The organism is Rhodococcus sp. PAE-6 (genome assembly GCF_025290685.1).
Taxonomy (GTDB): Bacteria; Actinomycetota; Actinomycetes; order Mycobacteriales; family Mycobacteriaceae; genus Rhodococcus; species Rhodococcus pyridinivorans.
This window is the reverse complement of the sequence record NZ_JAOCLZ010000005.1, coordinates 262,454-289,068: the sequence shown is the minus strand read 5'-3', so window position 1 is coordinate 289,068 and position 26,615 is coordinate 262,454. Positions and strand designations below refer to the sequence as shown.

Here is a 26,615-nt window from a genome sequence, read left to right as displayed (position 1 = left end):
GACCATTCCAATACCTCCGACTGCACCAAGATCAAGTACCATAGGCACAACCTCGGTCACAAACTGTCGTTGCAGTATTAGCTTCGGACCGGTTCCTGGGCGAGCACATCCCGGCAGGTATCGGCGTTATTGATCCTTCAATCGGGGGACACTCACAGCCCGTTACGAGTGCCAATGGGATCGTTACCCCAACGTAATATCACGCGCAGTTGGTCCCGTCGATGCAAAGGACTTGGTCCCTGCGGACGCTGAGATCTCGACGATTCGCCCCTTTTCCTCCCCGTCCGACCGTCCATGCCATTCAGGCGGGACCGGTGGTTGATTTGTCCGGGTCGAGTGGCACACTGTGCCGACCATACGAAGGAGAACTCATGGTCCTACCTCTGATTCCGGCCGCGCTGATCGCCATCGGCGCCGTGACGGGCGGCGGCGGCGTCGCACTCAGCGGCAAAGGCATCGCCGACCGCAAGAAGGCCGCGGACCAACTGCGCAGGGCCCACGAGCAGTACACCAAGCGCCGCGACGCGATCGTGGAGCGCGTCGGGAAGACCAATGCCCAACTCGAGACGCTGGGCGGTCAGCAGCAACAGGCGTTGACCGACGTTGTCATCCGCATGGCGGAGTTCTTGCGTCGACACGAGAAGCAGGTACGTGAGAACGAGCGGCTGCTGGCCGACGGTCTCCAGGCCGGCATCACGCAGGTCGACGGACCGAACGGCCTCGATCTGAATCTGGGAGGCTGGCTCGGTGGAGCCATGGCATCGGTTGCGACCGGTGTCGGCACCGCATCCGCAGTATCGGCGGCTGCCACGAGCTTCGGTGTTGCAAGCACAGGCGCCGCCATATCCGGTCTCTCGGGAGCAGCCGCACAGAGCGCCGCAATGGCATGGCTCGGCGGAGGCGCACTGTCGGCCGGGGGTGGCGGTGTGGCACTCGGCGCAGCAGCGCTGAATGTAGTGGCGATAGGCCCCGCTCTCCTTATCAGCGGCTTCGTTATCAAGGGGCAAGGCCAGAAGGCACTCACCGAAGCAGCCGAGTTCCAAGCCAAGATCGACATTGCGAATGCCGAATTGGGCACCACCGACACTCTCCTGACCGCTGTCGACCACCGCATCGACGAATTGCGCTCCGTGCTCGGCACACTGACTGTCAAGGCAGTCGCAGCCCTGGACGTGCTCGAGTCCGAGCCCTTCGATGCACGGGCTCATGCGTCGCGCTTCCAGAAGGCGATGGCATTGTCCGTAGCCGTCCGGGATGTCGCCGCGACTCCCATTCTCGACGAAGACGGCGAGCTCACCGAGAACAGCGCGAATCTGACGGTGCGGTACCGCCCGATGACAGAAGGAGACGACCGTGGCGCCGAACAAGGCTGACCGGAAGGTGTACGAGGGCGAGGTACTGGGCTCGGTGAAACGCAAGATTGCTGCGGTCGACGGTTTCGCAGCGCTCTCGCAGCTGGTCACGGCCGCGCAGGAATGCATCGAGATCCACGCCGTCGAACAAACGAAACGCACCCGTCTGCACACCTACGCAACCGCGGAAGTTCAGCGCATCAAGTCGGCCGAGTCGATCGTCAGGGACTACTTCGAGCAGTCCTTTGCCGAGCGCCGCACAACCTTCGATGCCTTGTTCTCCCGACTGGATCAGGCACTGGAGCAAGAGAATTCACAGGTGATCAGCGAGGTCCTACGAGGGATCGTCGACATCGCCAAGACTTCTCCCCTGGCCGACCTCGGTGATCTCGGACAGATCCGCGCGGCGCTCGACGATCCCGATCAGGTGTGGGATCTCTGAGCCGTCTCGTCGCCTCTCTCAGTCGACCATGACCGCAAAGCGACTCCAATCGGTGAATTCCCGATCCCGTCGTCCACCTACCCGCTCACGTGAGAGCTCAGGGCGAGGGGAAGACGATGACCGGTGAAGCCCTGGGGACGGACCAGGCGCGCACCGACTTTGAAAAGATGAGTTCGTGGGTAGGCGGCGGAGCCTGAGATCCGAGCGCAAATTACCTGAGTCGCAGATATGCCCTATCGACATACCCTCATCGCGCGGAGGGTCGATAAACGGCGTACACGTTCCGTACTAGTTACTGTCGCATCGTGACCGCTCCTGCCACCACCCTCGAAATCGACGAGTCGAGTAAGAACACCCGACGCCACCTCTCCGTCTTCGGCCTCGACTTCGTCGGTCTCGTCGTCGCCCTGTTCTTCTTCGCGTGGAGCCTGAGCCCCTCCCTCATCCCCCGCGAGTGGTATTTCCAGGGACTCATCAGTGGCGTGACGGGCATCGTCGGTTACGGCATCGGTGTGCTCGTCGCGTTTCCCGCGCGGCGGTGGATCGCACCGCGTCTCAACTGGTGGCGACGCCGCCACACTGTCCGGCGCATCGCCGAAGTGGTGGTCGCCCTCGTCGCGGTGGGAACCCTTCTGGGGAGTCTGCTCGCCGCGGCGGGATGGCAGAACGAAATCCGTGCCCTCATGGGTATCGAGACCACAACGGGCTTCGCGTATCTCCGCACCGGACTGGTGAGCGTCGCGGTCTTCACCGCGCTCCTCTACATCGCACGCGGATTGCGGTGGGTCGGACGACGCTTCGCGGAGTTCCTCGCGACCCGCCTGCGTGTTCCGGTCGCCGCGGCCGGTGTCCTCGCGCCGGTGATCCTCGTGCTTGCGGTGGTCGTGTTCATCGACCAGGTTCTGCTCGCGAGCAGTTCTATGGCGGCACGTATCGTGTTCGCCGACGACAACAACAGCACCGACCCCGGTGTGGAGCACCCCCAGATTCCCGAGCGGTCGGGCAGCCCGGCGTCGACGTCGTCGTGGGAGAGTCTCGGGCGTCAGGGACGCACGTTCGTCGCCGGTGGGATGGACGCCGAGCAGTTGACCGAGCTGAACGACGCTCCCGCTCTCGAACCCATACGGGTGTACGCAGGGCTCGAAGCCGACGGCACCACCGATGAGCAGGTGCAGTTGATCCTCGACGAACTCGACCGTACGAAAGCGTGGGAGCGCGAGATCCTCGTCGTCGCCGGCACCACCGGGACCGGGTGGGTGAACCCGTTCGCCGCTGACTCGATCGAAGCGATCTACAACGGCAACTCGGCGATCGCCGCGATCCAGTATTCCTTCCTGCCGAGCTGGATCTCCTTCCTCGTCGACGGCTACGCCGCCAAGGCCGCCGGCAACACACTGATCAACGGTGTCCACGAACGCTGGTCGCAACTGCCGGAGGACCAGCGACCCAAGCTCGTCGTCTACGGCGAAAGCCTCGGTTCGCAATCCGCCGAAGCCGCCTTCGACGACCTCACCGACATGCGCAGCCAAATCGACGGCGCGCTGTTCGTCGGACCGCCGAACTCGAACCAGCTGTGGCGCAGCATCGTCGACCATCGTGATCCCGGCAGCCCCGAGGTCCTGCCCGTCTACGAAGACGGCGTCGCGGTGCGGTTCGCCTCCGACCTGCAGACGCTCGAGGACCAGCAGGGACCGTGGAACGACCCGCGGGTCCTGTATCTGCAGCATGCGTCCGATCCGGTGGTGTGGTGGGGACCGGGACTGCTCTTCGAGCGACCCGACTGGCTCGCCGAACCTCCGGGCACGGATCGTTCACCGTCGATGCGGTGGTACCCCATCGTCACCTTCGCTCAGGTCGCGGCCGACATCATGGTCGGCACGTCGCCACCCGTCGGTCACGGCCACAACTACGAGGACCTCATCCCCTACGGCTGGGCCGCCGTGACGTCCCCAGAGGGGTGGACGCTCACCGACACGCAGCGGATCGCCGAGGCCGTCGAACAGTTGAACACCGCAGACGAGTAGTCGAACACGGCACGCTGCCCGAGGCTCTGCTAGCTTCTCCCCTACGGCTTCGCATTCCGTCTCTTCGCCATGCCTTCCTGCGCCCTGGTACCGACGAAAGCGACCGCCGATGACCACGACCCTCGATACACAGCCCGCACCTCCTGAGCCATCCCCATCGTTCTCGGCTCGGCTGAAGGACGGGACCCTGAGGTGGTTGGGCCGGTTCCATCCGGTCGGGTTGGCCGTCGCGTTGCTGTTCTATTGCTGGTCGCTGTCACCGTCACTGCTTCCCCGCCCGTGGTACCTGCAGGGCGTCGCGACCGGCATCAGCGTCATCACGGGCTACGGCATCGGCGTGCTCCTCGCGTGGATCGTCCGCAAGTGCGGCTTCGAGACGAACTGGTCGGCGACCGTCAAGAAGGTCGGCTGGTACCTGCTCGCGCTGGTCGCCGTCGTGGTGGTGCCGACCTTCCTCGTCCTCGGTTCGTGGTGGCAGGACATCAGCCGCGAACTCGTCGGGATGGAACCCGGCAGCAGCTGGGACTATCCGGGTGTGCTGCTCGTCGCCGTGGTGGTGACGCTGCTCCTGCTCGTCATCGGTCGCGGTCTGCGGCGGGTGGCGCAGTGGGTCACCGGACTCGTCGTCCGCGTATTGCCGGCACCCCTGGCGCGCATCGTGAGTGTCGTGCTGGTCGGGTTGATCGTGTTCCGGGCGGTGGAAGGTCTGCTGTCGGTGGAGATCGCGCGGATCACCAACGGATCGGCGATGGCTGTGGACGAAGGCACTGCAGACGGGGTCGAGCAGCCGCAGGCACCGGAACGATCCGGGTCGGACGCGTCGCTCGAACCGTGGGATTCGCTGGGCCGTGAGGGCCGCACGTTCGTCGCAGGCGGTCCGTCTCCGGAGGAGATCACCGCGGTGACCGGGGAACCCGCGATGATGCCGATCCGCGTCTACGCCGGTTACCGCTCCCTGGACAGTCTCGACGGCTACACGGACTACGACGAGATGGAGGTGCTCGCCTCGCATGTCGTTGCCGAACTCGACCGCACCGGTGCCTTCGACCGCGAATACCTCGCCGTGGCCACGACGACCGGTCGTGGCTGGGTCAACCAGGACGTCGCCGCCGCACTGGAATACCTCTCCGACGGCAACTCTGCCATCGCGGCCATGCAGTATTCGTTCCTCGCCAGTCCCCTGGCTTTCCTCGCCGATCGGGTCTCGCCCCGCAATGCAGGTCGCGCGTTGTTCGAGGCGGTGTACGCGCGGTGGAGTGTTCTCGATCCGGAAACCCGGCCGAAGTTACTCGTCTTCGGCGAATCACTGGGCTCGTACGGAGGTCAATCGGCCTTCGCCGGCGTGCAGGACATGATTACCCGAACCGACGGCGCTCTGTGGGTGGGCACACCGAATTTCACGGAGCAATGGCGACGAATCACCGATTCGCGCGATCCCGGCAGCCGCGAAATTCTTCCGGTCATCTACGGTGGCCAGAACGTGCGATTCGCTGCGACTCCCGACGACCTCACCGATCTCGACGGCCTCCGCGACTGGGAATCTCCCCGCATCGTGTACTGGCAGCATCCCAGCGATCCGATCGTGTGGTGGTCCTCCCAGCTTGTTCGGCACCGCCCGGATTGGTTGCGCGAGGAACGCGGCGCCGACATCGACAAGGGGATGACGTGGATTCCGTTCGTGACGTTCTGGCAGGTCACCCTGGACATGGTGTTCGCCGCCGAAGTCCCCGGCGGGCACGGCCACGCCTACACGACCGAGGCGGGATTTTTCTGGGCGGACATTCTCGGCATCGAGGACGAGGTGCGAGTGAAGGCGGTCTTCGACGCACTGTCGTCGGACGGGTGACGAGAAGAATTCACCCTCCCGCCTAATCCGGCGAACCGAGTTTTCTCCAGATTTCTCGCACCACCTCGTGATACAACCTCGATATCGCTTGTGAATCGACACAGGAATGCGAACCGGAGTACGTCGATTCACGAGGAGATAATTCGTCGACACGGATCTACCGCCTGAAGGTGGCGCATATGTGCACACGAGTTGTGTGGAACGGCCCGTCCGGTCAAGTGCTCGTGGGACGCAACATGGATTACCACCGCGAAACCGCCACCAATCTGTGGGCGCTCCCCCGTGGCATCACCCGCGACGACGGTGTCGGTGGACAACTCTCGTGGACCTCGAAGTACGGCAGTGTGGTCGCGGGCGCCTACGACATGATGACCGTCGACGGACTCAACGAGGCCGGCCTCGGCGGACACATCCTGTGGCTCACCGAATCGGACTACGGCACCCACGACAAGAGCCGACCCGCGCTCAGTGTCGCGGTGTGGATGCAGTACTTCCTCGACAACTTCGCGACCGTCGCCGAGGCCGTCGACTGGATCGAGAAGACCGGCGTGCAGGTCGTTCCGCTGGGCGACCCGGCGACCGGTGAGGTACCCGCCGTGCATCTCGCACTCGACGACGCGACCGGCGACTCCGCGATCATCGAATACCTCGACGGCACACCGACGGTCTGGCACAGCCGCGACTACGCCGTCATGACGAACTCTCCCGCCTACGGTGAACAGCTGGAACTGCTGAAGAAGGTGAAGGGATTCGGCGGTGACGCACCACTTCCCGGTACCGGCGAGGCGTCCGACAGGTTCGCTCGCGCAGCGCATTACGTCGGCAGTCTGCCGGAACCGCAGAGCCAGGTGCAGGCGATCGCGGGCGTTCTCAGCGTGATCCGCAATGCCGCGCAGCCGTTCCGCGTGCCCGAACCCGGAAAACCGTATGCCTCGCAGACGATCTGGCAGACGGTGGCCGACCTCGCCGAGAAGCGCTACGTGTTCGAGTCGACGACGCGCCCCAACATCGTGTGGGTCGACCTGAGCGATCTCGACCTCTCGGAGGGCGCACCGGCGGGCAAGCTCGATCTCCTGGGCGACACGGCACTCGAAGGTGGCCTCGCGGGCAATGTCAGCGGCCGATTCGAGAAGTCGGATCCGCTGACGTTCATCGCGATGCCGTCATAGATCTGCACACGAAAGATCCCCGGAGGCCTTGCCTTCGGGGATCTTTCCCCATCCGATGGCCACCGCGAACGCTGGGGCGGCCGAGTCGTCTCAGTAGTCGCCGATCCCCGTCATCGTTCGTGTACCCGCATCCACGGTGTCGTCGACGACCGTTGCATCCACCCGGCCCGGCGTGATTCCGCGACGCTCCAGCTCCTCCCAGAGTCCTGACAGGGCCGCGACCGGGTCGAGGTAGTACTCCGATTCCCGGACCCGCCAGAACTTCCAACCGCTGCGGTGCAGTTCGCGCTCCCGCTCCAGATCGGCGCTCTGCCGTTCGGGGCTCGTGTGCCACTGTTCGTCGTCACAGGCAACTGCCAGCTTGCCTGCCGCCCCGGTCACGACCAGATCGATGAAGTGACCGTTCACCTCGACCCGCGGGTTCACGTGATAGTCGCGAGCGGCGACGTCGAGGAAGACGTCCTGCTGGAAGAGGCTGTCGAACGCTTCGTGCCGCTCGTCGCGCGTCACGCCGTCGGGCATCGGCTCGGCCGGGCGCGGGGACGTCGTCCGCATGTGGGTGAGCAACGAGTACCGCAGGTCGGTGCGGCGCAGCGTGTCGATGGTCCTCGAATGGAACAACCACAGCTGGTCCTGGGCACGCGAGGCCGCGACGTTGAACCGTCGTTGATATTCGGTCCGTGTCAACGCCGCGATGTTCTGTTCGGGCGCGACAACCATCGACAGGAACACCACGTTGCGTTCGTCTCCCTGGAAGTCCGGGGGCGTGCCGACGCGGAGCCTGCGTTCCTCCCACTGCTCCGGGGTGAGCCGATCCAGCAGTTCGTTCTGGATGATGTCGACCTGCAACTGCCCCTGCAGCACCACCACACCGAAGGTCTTGCCGTCGTAGGCGGGATCCTCGACGCACTTGACGAGCGTGTCGACGAGGGCGTGCGCCTCGGCGTAGTTCATCAGCGTCGAGTTCTGCCCGGTGACGGCACCGTCCTCGACCAGCGTGGTGCGCAACGGCTGCAGACGGTCGGAGCCGTACTGTCGCATGGGCACGAGCGGGTCGTCGGCGTAGAACTGGTCGCTGGACCACGCGATGATCTCTGGCATCGACCGGAAGTGCTCCCGCAGCCGGACGATGCTGCCGAACCTCGACCGCAGCAACGAGAACAGACTCGATCGCGGAGTGAAGCTGTCGCGCAGGTAGTTCGGGATGTCGGGCAGATACGAATCGAGACGGCTGAACACCCCGTCGAGCGCACCCAGCGACACCGCGCTCGGTGCACACTGCTTGTCGTCGCCGACAACGATCACGCGCGGCGCCAGCCACAGCAGGAACAGGCTGCTGATGTCGGTCTGGCTCGCTTCGTCGACGATGACGACGTCGAACGAATTCTGTTCGGGTGGAATCGAAGCCAGCACCTGCTGCAGCGGCATCACCCATGCCGGCACCGCACCCTGCGCGACCTGCATGGCCTCGCGCGCCGCCGCCCGATAACGCTCCGCATAGCGGCCGGTGCCCTTACCGATGCTCGCGATGTGATCGCGATACGAGTGGAGCGCCTGCACCTGCTCGGCCGTGGTGCGGTCGAGACACGCGCTCCACGCCTTGTCCTCGACGAGTTCGGTCGTGAGTCGCGCGATGTCCTTCTCGAGTGCGTCGAGGTCACGTTCGAACTGCCCGTCGTCGCTGCGCTCATGGAAGCGACGGACCCATTCGTCCGCACGTCGCCACGCCCACGCCTCGTCGATGTCGGCGAGACGAACCGGCCACGCCAGGCTCAGCGGATTCTCGGCGAGTGCCTGCGCGAGAGCCGGTGCCGCAGAGGTCAGGCGCGCGTGGAGGGAGACCAGTTCCAGCTCCTCACGCTGCTCCCCTGCCGCCCGGTCCCACGCGTCCAGGGCCGCATTGATGGCGTCGAAGTCGGCGTCATGGAAGGCGCGGGCCAGCGCGCGTCCTTCGGGCGACGCTCCCCCGGAGATCTGACTTCGCACGTACATGCCGATGGATTCGAGCCAGTTCTTGCTCGCTTCCGCCGTGCCCGCGGCGGCGATGGTCCGTGCCGACTCGGCGGTGGCCCGCGCCTGCTCGATGCTCGTGATCCGCGGCGCCCCCGGATGAACCTCGCGCAGTGCCGTTTCGACGTCGTGTACCCGCGCCACGAGATTGTCGACGATGGCACGGTCGCGGTCGAGGAACGCGAGGGTGCCGACCGCGCGGCTGCGCGACTCGTCGAGTTCGATGTCGATACCGAGGTCGCGGAGGACCACCCGCGCGACCCGGATCGCCTCGAGCGCACGGAGGTGTTCGGCGACGATGCGCGCCGTCTGGGCGGTGGTGGCGGCGACACCCTCGACGGTCGCGATCTCACCGAGCGCCTCGACGGCGGATTGCTCGTCGCTGCGCCGGAACCGGGTGAATCCGCTGCGCCACGTGTCGCCGGCCTCGAGCTTGCGGGCGAGCGCGTCGTACGCCTCGAAGGCCTGACGTCCCGTCACGGAGGTGTCCACCGAGCTGGCACCGACGATCCGGTCGGCCTCCTGCGCGGCCTGCACGAGCCTGGCGAGCTCGGCGGTCTTCCCCCACAGGTGCTGGGCTCGGCCCGACAGGACGTCGTCGGCGACGCGTTGGATTCGGGCGTCGAGCCGGTCCGCGTCCTCGAGGGCACCCTGCAGTTGCTCGCACAGGTCGCGGATGCGGCCGAGTGCTTCGAGCGATGCACCCTCGAGGACCCGCAACAGCCCCTGTGTCTCGCCGTTGGTCGTGCCGCTCGACGCCTGGGAGACGGCGGCGCACGCGTACTGCAGTTCCCTCTGGGTGGGCAGGGACAATTCGGGGAAGCGCTGCTGGCGACGGCGCGCGCGCTCGACGCTCGACCGCTGATGCAACGAGTGAAGGGTGACGAGTTCGTCGACCGTCAGCGGTGGGGTGTCGGTGAGCAGAGGCGCGGGCAACCACGCGTACTTGGATTCGTGCGCGCGGACCCGCCGGACGATCGACGCGGCCGTCCCCTCGTAGCCGGCGGCGACATCGGCGTGGGCCTCGGTCTCCTCCGCGCGCGCCTGCCGGATCTGTTCCATCAGCGTCGCGCGACGCTCGAGTGCGTCGTTGCGTTGCGTGGTGAGCTCGTCGATACGTTCCTGCGCGCGCCGAACGTTGAATTGTGCCTTGCGGATGGCGATTTCGCTGACACTGCGAGTGAGTTCGACCGTGCCGCCGTGCACCGGGTCGGTGACGGCCACGCACAGTTCCTGCAGCTCGGACGGGAGCTTCTCCCGGAGCACACGCAGCGCCTGCGCCTTCTCACTGGTGACCAGCACACGCTGCCCACGCGCGAGTAGCGCCGCGACGATGTTGGCGATGGTGTGGGTCTTGCCCGTACCCGGCGGACCCTCGACCACGACACCGCTGTCGCCGGCGAGCCGGTCGATGATGTCGCGCTGTTCCTCGTTCGCGGGCAGCGGCAGCAACTGCTCCCCGGTGAACTCGGTCGACGGCGTGCCGATGCGGTCGAGCCACGCGACCCGGTCGGCCGGTTCGATCGCTTCGACGAGCTGCGCCAGCCCGAGCGGTACCGGGTTCGACTCGTCGGCGGCCGCCTCGGTCATGCGGCTGTAGTACTCGATGAGCGCGTGGGCGCCGCGCTTGCGCAGCACGAGTACGGGCGACGGCGTCACGAACGCATCCGACGACGACGCTTCGTCCGCACGATCGACGACGTCGACCGGCACGGTGAGCGCACGCTCGGCCCAGCTCTTCAAGAACGCGCGGGCCGCGGGGTCGAGGGGCGACGCGACCTGGGTGACGAGCGCATCGTGCAGTTCGCGGACACTCGTCGGGTCGAAGACCTCCAGTCCGGTGAGGAGCTGGACGTCTTCGAGCGACGGTCCGGCGCTGGGACTCAACCGGACCACGAGGTCGCCGGAATCGCCCTGCCGCTCGATGAGCGCGGTCTGCGTGATCAGGTGCGTGTGGACCCGCGCGCCCGCCACACCCTCGGACAGGTGCAGCAGACCCGACGCGACGACGAGCTCCAGCGATTCCGGCTGGTCCTCGAGGTCGAGCATCGCTCGCTGCAGGAAGCTGTACAGATGCGAGGCGGCCTGCCGCTCGCGGTCGACGACCGCCCACGTCCGCCAGTCCGTCAGCCAGGCGTCGAGACCGTCGATATCGATGGCCTGCGGGTCGAGTTCGGGCTCGACGGCGGACTCCGCGATGTCTCCGTGCACGTATTTCGCGAGTTCGGCGGGCGGACGCGGGGGCTCTTCGAGCTGAGCGCGACGCGCGCGCAGAATGATGTCGCCCGACGCGGCATGGGCCCGCAGACCGGCCCTGATGTTTCCCTCCTCGAGGGACATCACGGCGCGGTGTTTGTCGACGACGCGGACGGGTGCGCTGCGGGCCTTGACGAGCTCGGCCAGGAAGGCGAGCAGGCGCTGCACGCGATCCCTCAATTCGGGTTCGCGCTCGCCTGACCCCACTCGCACTCCACTCACCCTTGCGGACGTCCTTCCGCCCGTCGACGGAGACGGGCATGTCCACCTTAGAAGTCTTGGTCGACATACGCGTTTCCGGACCCGGACGACGCGCGCCGCGATTTCCGCCGAGTCTCGCCGTCAAGACGCTGACCTGCAGGAATGAGCGAGGTCGACGTGTCAAGGGATGGTGATCGTGCGCGAGGCGCTCGGAGCGTGGTTGGTCGCGCCGAGCTCCCGTGCCGTCTGCCGCGGCGGCACCCGATCGAGCGCCCATCGCTCGACCAGCAGCGTGATCTTGGTGAGCATCTCGGTGCGCAGACGCTGGAAGGAATCGTCCGGATCGGTCCCGACCCACCCGAGGAGCACCCACCATGCCCACGCGACCGCGCCGGCGTTGGCCACGAAGTCCGGGATCACCGGGATGCCGCGGCCGGTGAGCACGGCTTCGGCGTCGGGCGTCGTCGCGGAGTTCGCGGCCTCGATGACGACCCGCCCGGCGACCCGGCCGACGTTCTCCGCCGTGATGGCGTAAGAGATGGCGGCGGGGACGAAGATGTCGGCGGGAATGCCGATCACCGCGTCGCGGGGCAGTTGCTCGACGTCCGACGGGACGCGGGAGCGGTCGATCTCCCCGTACTCGTCGCGGAGGTCGAGCAGTGCCGTGATGTCCAGTCCGTCAGCGCAATACAGTGTTCCTGCGGCATCGGCGACGGCGGTCACGCGCATGCCCGCTTCGTGCAGATACCAGGCTGCGCCGCCACCCATCGTGCCGATTCCCTGGATCGCGACGGTGGTCTCGGCCGGTGCCCAGCGATATGCGTTCGCGGTGGCGATGCAGGCCTGCGCGACGCCGTAACCACCGATCACGTCACCCAGCAGGAAGCCGCCGTAGACCGGGGCGTTCAGGGAGGTGCGTACCCGCTCCAAGGTGATCGCCGGGTCTGCCGCACGGTTGATCGCGGCGTGGAAGGACTGGTGCAGTCCCAGCCGCTCGAAGACCTCGTCGAGGAGGTGCTGGGGAACGCCCAGGTCCTCGGCGGTGACCCAGTGCGCGTTCAACCAGGGACGCATCGCCTGGCAGAAGCGCTGCAGCACATCGACGGCACGGGGGTCCTTCGGGTCGAAGTCGATCCCGCCCTTCGCGCCGCCCACCGGCAGGTCGAACACCGCGGTCTTCGCGGCCATGCCGCGCGCCAGGTCCTCGACCTCCGACATCGTGCACCCGGCCCGCATGCGGGTGCCACCGGTCGCCAGGTCGCCCACCAGGGTGTGGACGACGAGATAGCCGTGCGCACCTGTCATCGGATCCGTCCAGGTGAGACGCAGGAAGGGTTCGTCCCTGCGGGTGTCCACCGCGTCGACGCGTGTTGCCATGGTGGTCATATGCGGTCCCCCGTTCGTCAGAGCCGTCGCTACGTCGATTCGGCCGGTGACGCCAGCGTGCCCGGGGGTGGCGCGGGGCGTCCAGTTACGAAACTCGAAGGTCGGAGTTCACGATTTCTACACAACGCGAGCTCACAGCGGTTGCAGGTCCCCGGGCGCGCCCTACGCTGACGGCATGGAGTTGTCCCTGCGCCGGTTACGGATGCTTCGAGAACTGCATCGCCGAGGCACCGTCACGGCCGCCGCACTCGCCCTGCATTACACCACCTCGGCTGTCTCGCAACAGCTCACCCAACTCGAACGGGACGTCGGCGCAACGCTTTTCGAGCGAAGGGGACGTCGGGTCCAGTTGACGGAGGCGGGCGTGCTGCTCGCCGAACACGCCGAGGAGATCCTGCAGTCGGTGGAGCGCGCGACGACCGCGCTCGAACAGACCCGCGACGGGGTCACCGCGCGCCTGACCGCCGGGGTATGGGCCTCCGTCGCATCCACTCTGATCCCCAGCGCGCTGGCATTGCTGGCCACCGAGCATCCCGGCATCGAGGTCCGCACGCGAGAGCTCGCCCCCGAGGAGACCGCCGGCGCCGTCCGTGACGGATCGCTGGACTTCTCGTTCGTCATCGAATACTCCGGCTACCCGATGTTGTGGGATCCGGAGCTGACCAAGGTGGTGATCGCGGTCGAGCGACTGCACGCCGCGGTGCCGCCCGGGACGGTGCCGGCGGGCACCATCGCACTCGCCGACCTCGCCGAGCATCCGTGGGTATTGGCCGGCCCGAACTCGCACTTCGGCCGCGCGGTGAGCCTCGCGTGTCAACGTGCGGGGTTCGAGCCGAGGATCAACCACGAGGTCGGTGAGCAGGCGACGGCGCTGGCGATGGTCGCCGCGGGGCTGGGTGTCACGCTCGTCTCCGATCTCGGGCTGACGTTGAGCTCACCCGGGGTCGAGGTGGTGGCGCTGACCGAACCGCTCGTGCGCACGATCTCCATCGCGCATCGCGGGGTCGCGTCGGAACGGCCGCCGCTGCGCCTCGTGATCGACGCGGTGCGCACCGCCGCAGCGGAACGGGGGCTCGCGGCGCAGTAGCCACGAGCCCCCGTCTGTCGCTGCCTACTGCGCGAGCTGCTTACGCAGCACGTACTTCAGGATTCCGCCGTGCTGGAAGTACTCGGCCTCGGCGGGGGTGTCGATGCGCACCGTCGCGTCGAACTCCGTGTCCCCCGCCTTCACGTGCACGGTCTCGGGGATCTCGTCGCTGTCCGCCAGACCGGTGATGGTGAACTCCTCCTCCCCCGTCAGGCCGAGGCTCTGCGCCGACTCGCCCTCCGGGAACTGCAACGGCAGCACGCCCATACCGATGAGGTTGGAGCGGTGGATGCGCTCGTACGACTGCGCGATCACCGCGCGCACCCCCAACAGCAACGTGCCCTTGGCCGCCCAGTCACGCGACGAGCCCGACCCGTACTCCGCGCCCGCGAGCACGACCAGCGGTGTGCCGTCCTCCGCGTACTTCTGCGCGGCGTCGTAGATGCTCATCTGCTCGTCGGTCGGCAGATAGCGGGTGACGCCACCCTCGACGTCCGGCACCAGTTGGTTACGCAGTCGGATGTTGGCGAAGGTGCCGCGGATCATCACCTCGTGGTTGCCGCGTCGCGACCCGTAGGAGTTGAAGTCGGCCTGCTCGACGCCGTGCTCCTGCAGGTAGCGACCCGCGGGGCTGTCGCGTCGGATCGCACCGGCCGGCGAGATGTGGTCGGTGGTCACGGAGTCGCCGAGCAGCGCGAGTACCCGCGCGCCCTCGATGTCGCGCAGCGGCTCGGGTTCCGACGACATGTCCTCGAAGTAGGGAGGACGTCGCACGTAGGTCGACTCGTCCTTCCACTCGAACACCTCACTGTCGGGCACGTCGAGGTTCCGCCACGTCTCGTCACCGGTGTAGACGTCCTGGTAACCGGTCTCGAACATCTCCGCGCGCACCGCGTCGTCGATGACCTCCTGGATCTCCTGCGTCGTGGGCCAGATGTCGCGCAGATAGACCTCGTTGCCCTCGCTGTCGGTGCCGAGCGGGTCATTGAAGAGGTCGACGAGCATCGACCCGGCCAGCGCATACGCGATCACCAGCGGCGGCGACGCGAGGAAATTCATCTTCGTCTGCGGATGGATGCGTCCCTCGAAGTTGCGGTTGCCCGACAGCACGGCCGAGACGTTGACGTCGTGCTCGTCGATCGCGGCCGCGATCTCGTCGGGAAGCGGGCCGGAATTGCCGATGCAGGTCGTGCAGCCGTAGCCGACGAGGTTGAAGCCGAGCTTGTCGAGATACGGTGTCAGACCCGAACGTTCGTAGTAGTCGGTGACGATCCGCGACCCCGGAGCCAGCGTGGTCTTCACCCACGGCTTGCTCCGCAGCCCCTTCTCCACGGCCTTCTTGGCGAGCAGCGCCGCGCCGATCATCACCGACGGGTTCGACGTGTTCGTGCACGACGTGATCGCCGCGATCACCACGTGGCCGTTGTCGAGTTCGAACTCGTCGCCGTCGCCGATCCGCACCGGGACCTTCTTCGACGGCGGCGCCGAGGTATCGGCATCGTCGGGTACGGGCTCGCGCGGCTCGTCGCGGGAGTCCTCGCTGCGCACCGACACCGGGTCGCTGGCGGGGAACGATTCGAGCACGCCCTCGTCGATACCCGAATCCTGGACGCGGGAGACGACGTCGGGCACTTCCTCACCGTTGAGCAGCGAGGTCACGGCCTTCGGCGCGAGGGCGACGGGGATGCGGTCCTGCGGTCGCTTCGGGCCGGCGACGGACGGGCGGACCTTCGCCAGATCCAGTTCGACGACCTCGCTGTACTCGGGCTCGCGATCCGGGTCGTGCCACAGACCCTGTTCCTTCGCATACGCCTCGACGAGGCGGATCTGCCGGTCGTCGCGTCCGGTGAGGCGCAGGTAGTCGAGGGTGGCGTCGTCGATCGGGAAGATCGAGATCGTCGAGCCGTACTCGGGGCTCATGTTGCCGATGGTCGCGCGGTTGGCGAGCGGCACGTTGGCGACACCGGGACCGAAGAACTCGACGAACTTGCCGACCACGCCTGTCTTGCGGAGCATCTCGGCGACGGTGAGCACGAGGTCGGTCGCCGTCGTGCCTTCCGTCAGCTCGCCGGTGAGCTTGAAGCCGACGACCTGCGGGATCAACATCGACGCGGGCTGGCCCAGCATCGCCGCTTCGGCTTCGATACCACCGACACCCCAGCCGACGACACCGAGGCCGTTGATCATGGGGGTGTGCGAGTCGGTGCCGACAAGCGAGTCGGGATAGGCGACGAGCCCGCCGTCCTCGTCCTCCCGCGTGAAGACGACGCGGGCCAGGTACTCGAGGTTCACCTGATGGCAGATGCCGGTGCCGGGCGGGACCACCTTGAAGTCGTCGAACGCTCCCTGCGCCCAGCGCAGCAGCTCGTAGCGCTCGCGGTTGCGCTGGAACTCGAGATCGGTGTTGACCCGGAAGGCGTCCTCGGTGCCGAAGACATCGGCGATCACCGAATGGTCGATGACGAGTTCGGTGGGAATCAGAGGGTTGATGCGCTTCGGGTCGCCGCCCTGCTGCGTCATGGCGTCGCGCATCGCGACGAGGTCCACAACGCACGGCACGCCGGTGAAGTCCTGCATGAGAACGCGTGCCGGGGAGAACTGGATCTCAGGGTTGTGCGTCGACTTCGGATCCCAACCCGCGACGGCCTCGATCTGCTCCCGGGTGACCAGTCGCCCGTCCTCGGTGCGCAGCAAGTTCTCCAACAGGACCTTGAGGCTGTAGGGCAATCGCTCCGAGCCCGGGACCTTGTCGATGCGATAGATGCGATAGTCGGTGTCGTCGACCTTCAGGGTGTCGCGCGTGCCGAAACTGTCGTCACTCATGAACGTGCCTCCCGACTGCGATGTTTCCGGTGGTTACCCGGATGGGTAGCCCGTTCCGCTGCGCGGCAATCACGTGGGTTCAGCTGGTGGTGCGTGCGACCTCGTCGGTGATGAGAGCGATGCCGTCGGGCGGTTCCGTGACGCCGACCAGGACGGCCTGTGTGATGCCGTTGCCGAGTGCGACGAGGCGTAGGGCTTCCGTTCGCGCTTTGTCGGGTGGCATGCCCAGTTCTTCGAGGAGTCGCCGGGCCTCCTCTGTTGTTCCTTTTGTCGACTCTTCCAGGAACGCACGGATCCAGGGGTCGCTCGCGGACTTGGCGAGGTAGGCATACCAGACGGACACCCCGAGACGTCCGGCTTCGTCCGTCGGGACTGGTTGAGCGAGAAGCGCGACGAGCGCTGCCTGCGGATCGGATTCTGCTCGTTCGTAGCGTTTTTCGGCCTCGGCGACCATGAATTCGGCGCCCGTACGGATGAGGTGTTCCTTGGAATCGAAGTAGTGCTGGATACGGCCGATCGACACTCCCCCGGCGGCCGCCACCGCCTGGAAGGTCACGCCGTCGATTCCTCGCTCGTGGATGACCGCCCACAGCGCGTACACGATCTCCCTACGGCGTTGCGCATGGTCGACGACTCTCGGCATGATCCCAAGATACAATATGAACATATTGCAACGTCGACGATCAGAGGCTCCCGATGACCCAGCGCACTCGATCGAACAGATTCATTCGACGCGCCGGCACGGCGCTGGTCGCGATACTCGCAGTCGTCGGCCTGGTCGCCGCCTATCAGTTCTTCTTCGGCGCGCCGGGAGTCGGCCACTTCCGCAGCGATTCCGGTCGGGCCGGTTACGTCGCTGCCTACGAGAGAGCGATGTCTGCGCTGCCGCCACCTTCTGCAGTTCACGACGTTCCTACTCGGTTCGGCACGGTCCGCGTCTACGAATGGACGTCGCCTCGGACGGTCGACTCGGTGCCCGTCGTTCTCGTCCCGGGCCGCGCGTCGGGTGTGCCGATGTGGGGCGAGAACCTTCCGGGCTTCCTCCCCGAGCACCGCGTTCTCGCGTTCGATGCTCTCGGCGACGCAGGCTTGTCCGTCCAGGCGGCACCTCTGACCTCCACGGACGACCAGGCGCTGTGGATCGATGACACGCTCTCAGGTCTCGGAGTGGAGACCGCTCATGTCGTCGGACATTCCTTCGGCGGGGCGAGCGCAGCGTCCTACGCGAAGCAGTTCCCCGAGAAAGTCCGGTCGCTGACGCTGCTCGAGCCTGTGTTCACCTTCGGCTATCCCCCTGCCCGAATGTTGTTCTGGGCGTCGGTGTCGACACTGCCGGGCCTTCCGACCGATTGGCGGGACACGGCACTCGCGAAGGTCGGGGGTGTCGACGACTATGACTCCGATGACGCCATGGCGACGATGATCTCGGAGGGTTCGGAGCATTTCTCCGCCGCACTACCGACCCCGTCGCCCCTGAGCGACGACGAGCTTGCGGCTTTGGTTATGCCCACCTATGTCGCTATCGCGGAGCGTGATTCACTCGTCGGAAGCAAGAAAGCAGCCGATCGAGCACGGCAACTCGCTGATGCCGAGGTTCTGGTCTTTCCCGACACGACGCACTCGCTCCCCATGCAGGCAAAAGATCGACTGAACTCGGAACTACCCGAGTTCTGGCGCGGGGTCGAGCAGGGCTGACGCGGTAGCGGAGCGGTTGTGTTAGCGTCTGCCCGACAATCGATCGGGGGGTCGCATGGGCAGGTGGGGAATCGTCACGCTCGCAGCAGTCGCGGCAGTCGCGACGGCCTGCAGTCCGAGCGCCGCGGACGATGCCACAGGAGACGAGACGACGACGTCGACCACCCGCACCCCGCGCATCACCGACGACTCCGGTCGTCCGCCCGTCACCTTCGACCCCTGCTACGACATCCCCGACGACGTCATGAACGCAGCCGGGTACGACGCGGCGAAGAAGGAAGTCGCGGACTACCCGATGGGTACCTACACGTTCCTCGGTTGTACGTACCGAAAGGATGACCACGTCCCGGGAGTCCGGCGCGGGTACAACCTCAGCATCCTGTCCGGGAATGTGACCCTCGACGAAGAACTCGCGAAGAACGGCCACATAGCGACCGAAACCACCATCAACGACCGTCGGGCACTGCTCAAGATCGACCAGGAGAACCCTGCCGCATGCAAATACGTTCTTCAGACCGATTTCGGTGTTGTCTTCTTCAACCGGCTCTACAACAAGGACCACACACGAGAAGTACCTCAGATTGAGTGGTGTTCAGGCATGGAAGAAGTCGTTACTTCACTCGAACCGTTCATCGGAAGTAAGTAGGGGCTTACATGCCAGACTTCACCAGGCTCGAGCCGCATGTTGTATCCGAGATATTGCGAGTTTGTAAGGTTATGTTGGTGGAGTTGGACGCATCCAAAGCGATGGCCGACAACCTCACAGATACGCGCGGCTTCGGCGACTTCGACTCCGCTCAACAACTCGCAGCGGGGTACCGCCGGAAGGCTGCGGGCACACCGGAGTCGGCCAGAGAACGCGTGCAGCAGTTCATCGACGCTCTCACCCACCTCCGCGACGCCTTCGCCACCGGCGGGGAAGCCTTCCTCGATACCGAAGCCGACTGGGCCCGCCAACTCGCCGCCACCGACCCCGACAGCGGAGCGCCAAATAGTCATCAGGGCGCGCAATAACGCGCACCTCTGACCATTCTGCGCTCCGGAGCAGTGCCCGGGACGGTTGTGTTAGCGTCTGCCCGACAATCGATCGGGGGGTCGCATGGGCAGGTGGGGAATCGTCGCGCTCGCAGCACTGGCTGTCATGGGGACGGCGTGCAGTCCGGGTTCAGCTGATGACGTCGCTGTAGGCGACGAAACCGCCACCACGACAACCCGAACCCCGCGCATCACCGACGACTCCGGCCGACCGCCAGTCACCTTCGACCCCTGCTACGACATACCCGACGACGTCATGAACGCAGCCGGGTACGACGCGGCAAAGAAGGAACTCGCGGACATGCCGATGGGGACTTATACGTTCCTAGGATGCACATATCGCGATGACAACAAAATTCCTGGTACCAGACGCGGATATGGTCTCAACATTCTTGCTGGAAACGTGACACTCGATGAAGAACACAGCAACAACGCGCACATCGCTACAGCAGTTTCCATCAATGGCCGGCGCGCCCTCCTCGAAGTCGATCCAAATCGGAATGACACCTGTAAATACGTCGTAGAAACTGGCTTCGGCCTCCTCATGCTCACCCGGATATACCACACGGACTACCCAGGATCTGCTCCGATCGGGGAATGGTGCACAGGATTGGAGGAGCTTGCCAACTCGATTGAGCCTTTCCTCCCCACGTGAACCACAACTATTCGAAGGACCCTCGATGAGTGACTTCGCCAGGCTCGAACCGCATGTCGTCGACGAAATTGTCCGTATCTGCGAGGTGATGCTTCGGGAGTTCGAGGACGCCCAAACGACCGCAGCGAAGCTCCCCGACGTTCGTGGCTTTGGCGACTTCGCGTCCGCCCAACAACTTGCCGCCGGCTATAGACGCAAAGCGTCCGGCACCCCTGAATCTGCAATCGAGCGCATTGAACAATTCACCCTCGTTCTCACCCAACTTCGCGACGCCTTCGCCACCGGCGGAGAAGCTTTCCTCGACACCGAAGCCGACTGGGCTCGCCAACTCGCCATCACCGACCCCGACAGCGAAGCGGGAAACGGTCATCAGAGCGCGCAATAACGCGCACCTCTGACCATTTCGCGCTCCGGAGTACTGCCATCGGCGGTTGTGTTAGCGTCTGGCCGACAATCGACCGGGGGGTCGCATGAGCAGGTGGGGAATCGTCGCGCTCGCTGCAGCGGCGGTAGTGGCGACGGCGTGCAGTCCGAGCACCGCTGACGACGCCACCCACGACGACGTAACTACGTCAACGACCCGCACTCCGCGCATCACCGACGACTCCGGCCGACCACCAGTCACCTTCGATCCCTGCTACGACATACCCGACGACGTCATGCACGCGGCCGGGTACGACGCGGCGAAGAAAGAAATCGCGGACATGCCGATGGGGACGTACACCTTCCTCGGCTGCGCTTACGACAAACGGGACCACATCCCAGGCGTGCGCCGTGGCTACGGGCTCAACATCTTGTCCGGAAACGTCACCTTCGAGGAAGAGCGCGCAAAGAACGGGCATATGGCGACGGAGACGAGCATAGGCGGGCGTCGAGCTCTCCTAGAAATCAACCCTGCAGATAGGAATACGTGTGCCTACGTTCTGCAGACTGACTTCGGACTCGTCATCGTTAGCAGGCTGTACTACGCAGACCATGCAGGCCCTGCCCCTCAAAGCGAGTGGTGCGCAGGATTGATCGAGCTCGTGACCAAAATCGAATCATTCATCGATAAGTGATTCCTCGGATGGAGTAGCGATGCACGACCACACACGACTACAACCTGAGGTTGTGGACGAGATCGTCCGCATTTGTGGCGTCATGCTCGCCGAGTTTGAGCAATCGCTGCAATTTGCAGACAGACTCACGAGAACTGATGGTTTCGGCGACTTCGAATCAGCCCAGCAACTCGCCGCGGGATACCGACGGAAGGCTGCGGGCACTCCGGAATCGGCGAAGGAACGCGTCGAGCAGTTCATCGATGCCCTCACCCAACTCCGCGACGCCTTCGCAACCGGCGGGGAAGCTTTCCTCGACACCGAATCCGACTGGGCCCGCCAGCTCGCCGCCACCGACCCCGACAGCGGAGCGCCAAATAGTCATCAGGGCGCGCAATAACGCGCACCTCTGACCATTTCGCGCTCCGGAGCAGTGCCCGGGACGGTTGTGTTAGCGTCTGCCCGACAATCGATCGGGGGGTCGCATGGGCAGGTGGGGCATCGTTGCGCTCGCAGCACTGGCTGTCATGGGGACGGCGTGCAGTCCGGGTTCAGCTGATGATGTCGCTGTAGGCGACGAAACTGCCACCACGACAACCCGAACCCCGCGCATCACCGACGACTCCGGCCGCCCGCCCGTCGCTTTCGATCCCTGTTACGACATCCCCGATGACGTCATGAACGCGGCCGGGTACGACGCGGCGAAGAAAGAAATCGCGGACATGCCGATGGGGACGTACACCTACCTGGGGTGCCGATACAAAGGCACTGTCAAGATCCCGGGGGTGCTCGCTCGCTACGACCTCACTTTGTTGTCAGGAAACGTGTCTCTCGACGAGCAGCTTGCGGAGAATCCGACCGGAGCGACACCGACGACCATCAACGGTCGCCCTGCTGCGATGAGGGTCGATCCCGATCGAAGCCTCACATGCAGCTACCTGTTGCAAACAAGTTTCGGGGTCGTCATCTTGAACAGGCTTTACCACCCGGATTATCCCGGGGGCCCGCCGATCGAAGAGTGGTGCACCGACTTCGAGGAGTTGGTGTCTTCGATCGAGCCGTATGTCACCGATTGAACTGTCGAATCGTCAGGAGAGATGATGTCGTCGCCCTTCGTGCGGCTCGAACCGGGTGTGGTCGCGGAGATACTTCGAATCTGCGAGGTGATGCTGGATGAACTCCGAGAGTCCAAGACGCTCGCTGACGGACTCTACGACGCGCGTGGATTCGGAGATTTCGAGTCCGCCAAACAACTTGCTGCGGGCTATCGCCGCAAAGGCGCTGGAACGCCACAATCAGCGAGCGAACGCATGCAGCAGTTCATCGATGCCCTCACCCACCTCCGCGACGCCTTCGCCACCGGCGGAGAAGCCTTCCTCGACACCGAATCCGACTGGGCCCGCCAACTCGCCGCCACCGACCCCGACAACGGAGCGCCAAATAGTCATCAGGGCGCGCAATAACGCGCACCTCTGACCATTCTGCGCTCCGGAGCAGTGCCCGGGACGGTTGTGTTAGCGTCTGCCCGACAATCGATCGGGGGGTCGCATGGGCAGGTGGAGAACAGTTGCGCTCACTGCAGTCGCGGCAGTGGTGACGGCGTGCAGTCCGAGCGCCGCGGAGACGGCCACGAGCGACGAGGCCGCAATTTCGACCACCCGCACTCCGCGCATCACCGATGACTCCGGCCGACCACCGGTCGCCTTCGATCCCTGCTACGACATCCCCGACGACGTCATGAACGCAGCCGGGTACGACGCGGCGAAGAAAGAGCTTGCGGATTATCCGATGGGTACCTACACGTTCCTCGGATGCTCGTATCGTAAGGACGACTTCGTTCCGGGAGTCCGACGTGGCTTCAACCTGAGCATTCTGTCGGGAAATGTTTCCTTCGATGAGGAACTTGCGAAGAACGGCCATATCGCGACTGAAACCTCGATCAACGGACGCCGGGCACTCCTTGAAGTCGATTCGAGCGACCGGGACGCATGCGCGTATGCCCTAGAGACTGACTTCGGAATTGCTATCTTCAGCCGTCTGTACAACGCAGATCATGTGGGGCCAGCGCCTCAGAGTGAATGGTGTTTGGGCATGAAAGAACTCGTTATAGAGATCGAACCATTCATCGCAAAGTAGTCAACGTACGGGAGGAACATTGGCCGACTACGCACGGCTTGAACCTGAAGTACTCACGGAAATCCTCAGAATCTGCGGAGTCATGATCTCCGAGATGGAAGCTGCACGAAAGAACGCCAACAACCTCACAAGAACCGATGGTTTCGGCGACTTCGAATCGGCCCAGCAACTCGCCGCGGGATACCGACGGAAGGCTGCGGGCACTCCGGAATCGGCGAAGGAACGCGTCGAGCAGTTCATCGATGCCCTCACCCAACTCCGCGACGCCTTCGCAACCGGCGGAGAAGCCTTCCTCGACACCGAATCCGACTGGGCCCGCCAACTCGCCGCCACCGACCCCGACAACGGAGCGCCAAATAGTCATCAGGGCGCGCAATAACGCGCACCTCTGACCACTTCGCGCTCCGAAGCACCACCTCGGGCTGTTGTGTTAGCGTCTGCCCGACAATCGATCGGGGGGTCGCATGGGCAGGTGGGGCATCGTCACGTTCGCAACAGTCGCGGCAGTGGTGACGGCGTGCAGCCCGAGCGCCGCGGACGACGCCGCTGGAGACGAAACCGCCACCACGACAACCCGAACCCCGCGCATCACCGACGACTCCGGCCGACCACCAGTCACCTTCGACCCCTGCTACGACATACCCGACGACGTCATGCACGCGGCCGGGTACGACGCGGCGAAGAAAGAAATCGCGGACATGCCGATGGGGACGTACACCTTCCTCGGCTGCGCTTACGACAAACGGGACCACATCCCAGGCGTGCGCCGTGGCTACGGGCTCAACATCTTGTCCGGGAACGTCACCCTCGAGGAAGAGCACTCGAAGAACGCCCATGTGGCTTCCCCGATCACGATCAACGGCAGAGCCGGACTACGCGAGGTGGGACCGAGCGGGAACAACGAGTGCACGTACGCATTGCAAGCGGAATTCGGAGTCGTGCTGTTCAACCGGCTTTACTACACTGACACGGTAGAACCGGCGCCCGAGAGTGAATGGTGCTCGGGCATGGATCAATTCGTCACCTCGCTCGAGCCTTACATTCCCGAGTGAGAGCGGAGGATGAGGACGTATGCCTGACTTCACCAGACTCGAACCACATGTGATCGATGAGATTCTGCAGATCTGCAACGTCATGTTGGACGAGTTCGAGACCGCAGCACGGACCGCTTCCAGACTCACTGCAGTCCACGGTTTTGGCGACTTCGATTCTGCGCAGCAACTCGCTGCAGGTTACCGTCGGAAGGCCTCGGGGACGCCTGAGTCAGCTATGGAACGCATCGAGCAGTTCAGCCAAGCCTTGAAGCAACTCCGCGACGCCTTCGCCACCGGCGGGGAAGCCTTCCTCGACACCGAATCCGACTGGGCACGACAACTCTCCGCCACCGACCCCGACAGCGGAGCGGGAAACGGCCATCAAAGCGCGCAATAGCGCGCACCGACGACCGTTTCGTGCTCCGCGACGCTCAGCTGAACTCCGCCCGAACGACGAGCAGAAATCAGTCGTCGACCTCCACCCCGTACCGGCGGGCGAGGGCTGCGAGGTCGTCGTCGTATCCCTGCCCCACCGCGCGCAGCCGCCATGTGCCGGCGCGACGGTAGATCTCGGCGAGCACCATGGTGCGTTCGGTGGTGCCGGCGTCGAGCACGAAGGTCGCGGCGGTGCCGGCCTCGCTGTCGACGCCGACCGATACCGCGCCGAGTTCACCGAAGGTGCGGTTGCCGTCGATGGCCGCGGCGATGGCGATGCGTTCGCATTCGGCGGGGAGTTCCGCGAGGTCGATGCGGATGCAGTGCTCGCTCGACCCGTCGATGGTCAGTTCGACGACACCGTCGTCGTAGAGCGGGTTGTTGTAGAAGACGAAATCGTCGTCGGTGTCGACCTTCTCGTCGGCGCCGAGCAGGAAGGCCACAATGTCGAGATCGAATTCGTCGCCGACGGCTTCGGCTTTCCAGGCGACGTTCACGGCCCAGCGGTGACTGTCGGACGGCAGGTCGGTCACCTCACCGCGGGACAGCACCGGCGCCGTCAGCCGCGACTCCGCCCGCATGTGCGGGGGCACCACTCCGTTCTCCACCGCGGCATCGACGTCGTCGGGTCGCAGGACGGGCAGCTCGCGCGCCGCGACCCGCGCCATCCGCTTGTCGGCCTCTCCCCCTTCGAGGACCAGCACGTCGGTGACGGCGGCCGTGAAGTTGAGGGCCGGCCGGGCACCGAGCTGAGTAAGGCGCGAGCGCATCATGACGGCTTGCAGATGCGTGCCGCCGAGCAACAGCACCTTGCGTCCGGTCCACATCTTGGGCTTCTGCCCCGTCAGTGTTCGGACCTGAGGCACCACCGCGACCTGCGGTTCCGGCGGTGGGATGATGTCGACGACGGTCGCGACCTTCGGTTCGCCCGGCCGCACTCGCGTCAACAGGTCCTCGAGCTGGTGTTCGCTGATCACGGGAATGCCTTCGGACATCGCCTTGCGGACCTTGGCGGTCTGCACCGTGGGGTCGTTGCACACCACGACGCTGGTCTGCTTGCTCGCGTTGTTCATCACGTCGAGTCCGGCGTCGGTCAGGCGGTTCGCGAGCGCGACACGCGGAGTGACGGTGGAGCCGCTGATCACGACCTTCATGCCCTGGACGAGGCCGTCGTCGCCGAGACGACCCGGGTTCTTCCACTGGCACGCGACCCGCGGGATGGATGCGGGATACACCGACTTGCGACTGCGGCAGTTCACGACGGGTAGCGGCAACTGCAGGTTGTCGGCCATGGCGGCGCTGCGCAGGAATATCTCCGACAGGACGCGCGCGTCGTCGTAGGCGTCGTGCTCCTGCAACTGCTGGACCTGCCAGTGCTGCGCGAGGGTGGCCAACCGGTAGTTGGGGACGTCGAGTTCTAGCCGGCGCGACAACGCGAGCGTGCACAGGCGGTGCTCCGCCGGAAGCGAGGTGCCGGCCCGACGGAACTCGGCGTCGAGGAACCCGTAGTCGAACGACGCGTTGTGGGCGACGAGTGTGGCGCCGTCAAGAATCCCGGCGAGTTCGCCGGCGATGTCCTCGAAGCGCGGCGACCCGGTGAGGCGCTCCCGCGTGAGGTTGTGGATGTGCACCGGTCCCGGGTCGCAGCCGGGGTCGACGAGAGTCGAGAACTCTCGCTCGACGGACCCGTCCTCGCGCAACACGAGGGCGGCCACGCTCAGGACCCTGTGGGCGTTGGGACGTACACCCGAGGTCTCGACGTCGACCACCACCCATCGATGGTCGCGGGGCAACGTCACGGACCCCTCCGCCGGTGCATGCACTTCGATCACGTACTCCTCCGATCGCTTCGTCCCCCGACGAGAACCACCACAATCGGACATTCTCGACCAGTCGACCGACAGGATCGACACCGCCCTCCCGATGTACCACACGCGCCGGCTCCGTCGATATCGTCCGTCTCCCCGAGGGGTTATGGTGCAGCGGACCGAC

At 65.2% G+C, this 26,615-nt stretch carries 24 protein-coding genes; 19 read left to right on the top strand and 5 right to left on the bottom strand.

Translation table 11 applies throughout. The features are described from left to right. Window positions 1-371 precede the first annotated feature (371 nt). From NVV99_RS13630 to NVV99_RS13610, 5 genes are all read left to right on the top strand, one after another. A complete protein-coding gene (locus NVV99_RS13630; RefSeq protein WP_024103554.1) occupies window positions 372-1,373 on the top strand; it encodes a hypothetical protein in 1,002 nt (333 codons plus the stop codon). Continuing rightward, window positions 1,354-1,794 (top strand): hypothetical protein, encoded by a 441-nt coding sequence (locus NVV99_RS13625; RefSeq protein ID WP_024103553.1) that lies wholly within the window; start codon window positions 1,354-1,356, stop codon window positions 1,792-1,794. Before NVV99_RS13630 ends, NVV99_RS13625 begins: the two co-directional genes overlap by 20 nt. 305 nt (window positions 1,795-2,099) lie before the next feature. After that, window positions 2,100-3,818, top strand: coding sequence for an alpha/beta-hydrolase family protein (locus tag NVV99_RS13620; RefSeq protein WP_024103552.1), 1,719 nt, complete (start codon window positions 2,100-2,102; stop codon window positions 3,816-3,818). A 109-nt stretch (window positions 3,819-3,927) separates the two neighbouring features. After that, window positions 3,928-5,664, top strand: coding sequence for an alpha/beta-hydrolase family protein (locus NVV99_RS13615; protein WP_024103551.1), 1,737 nt, complete (start codon window positions 3,928-3,930; stop codon window positions 5,662-5,664). A 179-nt stretch (window positions 5,665-5,843) separates the two neighbouring features. Then, window positions 5,844-6,833, top strand: a complete 990-nt coding sequence (locus NVV99_RS13610) for a linear amide C-N hydrolase (RefSeq protein ID WP_024103550.1) — start codon at window positions 5,844-5,846, stop codon at window positions 6,831-6,833. Window positions 6,834-6,923: 90 nt separating this feature from the next. On the opposite strand, the gene NVV99_RS13605 is transcribed toward NVV99_RS13610, so the two are convergent. Both NVV99_RS13605 and NVV99_RS13600 read right to left on the bottom strand, forming a co-directional pair. Next, window positions 6,924-11,306, bottom strand: coding sequence for an AAA domain-containing protein (locus NVV99_RS13605; RefSeq protein ID WP_242411703.1), 4,383 nt, complete (start codon window positions 11,304-11,306; stop codon window positions 6,924-6,926). A 174-nt stretch (window positions 11,307-11,480) separates the two neighbouring features. Next, window positions 11,481-12,686 (bottom strand): glutamate dehydrogenase, encoded by a 1,206-nt coding sequence (locus NVV99_RS13600; RefSeq protein ID WP_024103549.1) that lies wholly within the window; start codon window positions 12,684-12,686, stop codon window positions 11,481-11,483. Window positions 12,687-12,861: 175 nt separating this feature from the next. Between NVV99_RS13600 and NVV99_RS13595 the strand changes: the two genes are divergently transcribed. Next, on the top strand, window positions 12,862-13,773 hold the full coding sequence (locus NVV99_RS13595) for a LysR family transcriptional regulator (RefSeq protein WP_024103548.1): 912 nt from the start codon (window positions 12,862-12,864) through the stop codon (window positions 13,771-13,773). Window positions 13,774-13,797: 24 nt separating this feature from the next. On the opposite strand, the gene NVV99_RS13590 is transcribed toward NVV99_RS13595, so the two are convergent. Beyond that, window positions 13,798-16,596, bottom strand: a complete 2,799-nt coding sequence (locus NVV99_RS13590) for an aconitate hydratase (protein WP_024103547.1) — start codon at window positions 16,594-16,596, stop codon at window positions 13,798-13,800. Window positions 16,597-16,675: 79 nt separating this feature from the next. Next, window positions 16,676-17,239 (bottom strand): TetR/AcrR family transcriptional regulator, encoded by a 564-nt coding sequence (locus NVV99_RS13585; protein ID WP_024103546.1) that lies wholly within the window; start codon window positions 17,237-17,239, stop codon window positions 16,676-16,678. A gap of 53 nt (window positions 17,240-17,292) precedes the next feature. Between NVV99_RS13585 and NVV99_RS13580 the strand changes: the two genes are divergently transcribed. From NVV99_RS13580 to NVV99_RS13520, 13 genes are all read left to right on the top strand, one after another. Then, on the top strand, window positions 17,293-18,291 hold the full coding sequence (locus NVV99_RS13580) for an alpha/beta fold hydrolase (protein WP_041803609.1): 999 nt from the start codon (window positions 17,293-17,295) through the stop codon (window positions 18,289-18,291). 55 nt (window positions 18,292-18,346) lie between these two features. Continuing rightward, window positions 18,347-18,937, top strand: coding sequence for a DUF3558 domain-containing protein (locus NVV99_RS13575; protein WP_024103544.1), 591 nt, complete (start codon window positions 18,347-18,349; stop codon window positions 18,935-18,937). A gap of 8 nt (window positions 18,938-18,945) precedes the next feature. Next, entirely contained in the window at window positions 18,946-19,305 is a 360-nt protein-coding gene (locus tag NVV99_RS13570; protein ID WP_024103543.1) for a hypothetical protein, read from the top strand. An 85-nt stretch (window positions 19,306-19,390) separates the two neighbouring features. Further along, window positions 19,391-19,981 carry a DUF3558 domain-containing protein gene (locus NVV99_RS13565; RefSeq protein WP_080678558.1) on the top strand — a complete coding sequence of 197 codons (591 nt, stop codon included), beginning with the start codon at window positions 19,391-19,393 and terminating at the stop codon, window positions 19,979-19,981. A gap of 25 nt (window positions 19,982-20,006) precedes the next feature. Continuing rightward, window positions 20,007-20,366: a hypothetical protein gene (locus NVV99_RS13560; protein WP_024103542.1), complete on the top strand. Its 360-nt coding sequence runs from the start codon at window positions 20,007-20,009 to the stop codon at window positions 20,364-20,366. An 85-nt stretch (window positions 20,367-20,451) separates the two neighbouring features. Further along, the gene (locus NVV99_RS13555; protein WP_024103541.1) at window positions 20,452-21,039 is read left to right on the top strand and encodes a DUF3558 domain-containing protein; all 588 of its coding nucleotides are present in this window, start codon (window positions 20,452-20,454) and stop codon (window positions 21,037-21,039) included. 19 nt (window positions 21,040-21,058) lie between these two features. Continuing rightward, complete coding sequence (locus NVV99_RS13550) at window positions 21,059-21,418, top strand: hypothetical protein (RefSeq protein WP_024103540.1); 360 nt, start codon at window positions 21,059-21,061, stop codon at window positions 21,416-21,418. Window positions 21,419-21,503: 85 nt separating this feature from the next. Further along, window positions 21,504-22,094 (top strand): DUF3558 domain-containing protein, encoded by a 591-nt coding sequence (locus NVV99_RS13545; RefSeq protein WP_024103539.1) that lies wholly within the window; start codon window positions 21,504-21,506, stop codon window positions 22,092-22,094. Window positions 22,095-22,118: 24 nt separating this feature from the next. Next, window positions 22,119-22,481 (top strand): hypothetical protein, encoded by a 363-nt coding sequence (locus tag NVV99_RS13540; protein WP_024103538.1) that lies wholly within the window; start codon window positions 22,119-22,121, stop codon window positions 22,479-22,481. Window positions 22,482-22,566: 85 nt separating this feature from the next. Beyond that, window positions 22,567-23,154, top strand: coding sequence for a DUF3558 domain-containing protein (locus NVV99_RS13535; RefSeq protein ID WP_024103537.1), 588 nt, complete (start codon window positions 22,567-22,569; stop codon window positions 23,152-23,154). A 19-nt stretch (window positions 23,155-23,173) separates the two neighbouring features. Further along, window positions 23,174-23,533 carry a hypothetical protein gene (locus NVV99_RS13530; RefSeq protein ID WP_024103536.1) on the top strand — a complete coding sequence of 120 codons (360 nt, stop codon included), beginning with the start codon at window positions 23,174-23,176 and terminating at the stop codon, window positions 23,531-23,533. Window positions 23,534-23,618: 85 nt separating this feature from the next. After that, window positions 23,619-24,206, top strand: a complete 588-nt coding sequence (locus tag NVV99_RS13525; RefSeq protein ID WP_024103535.1) for a DUF3558 domain-containing protein — start codon at window positions 23,619-23,621, stop codon at window positions 24,204-24,206. 19 nt (window positions 24,207-24,225) lie between these two features. After that, the gene (locus NVV99_RS13520; protein ID WP_024103534.1) at window positions 24,226-24,585 is read left to right on the top strand and encodes a hypothetical protein; all 360 of its coding nucleotides are present in this window, start codon (window positions 24,226-24,228) and stop codon (window positions 24,583-24,585) included. Between the two features lie 67 nt (window positions 24,586-24,652). Here NVV99_RS13520 and NVV99_RS13515 read toward each other — a convergent pair whose 3' ends face one another. Beyond that, window positions 24,653-26,506: a TerD family protein gene (locus NVV99_RS13515; protein WP_041804043.1), complete on the bottom strand. Its 1,854-nt coding sequence runs from the start codon at window positions 26,504-26,506 to the stop codon at window positions 24,653-24,655. Between the last annotated feature and the right edge of the window lie 109 nt (window positions 26,507-26,615).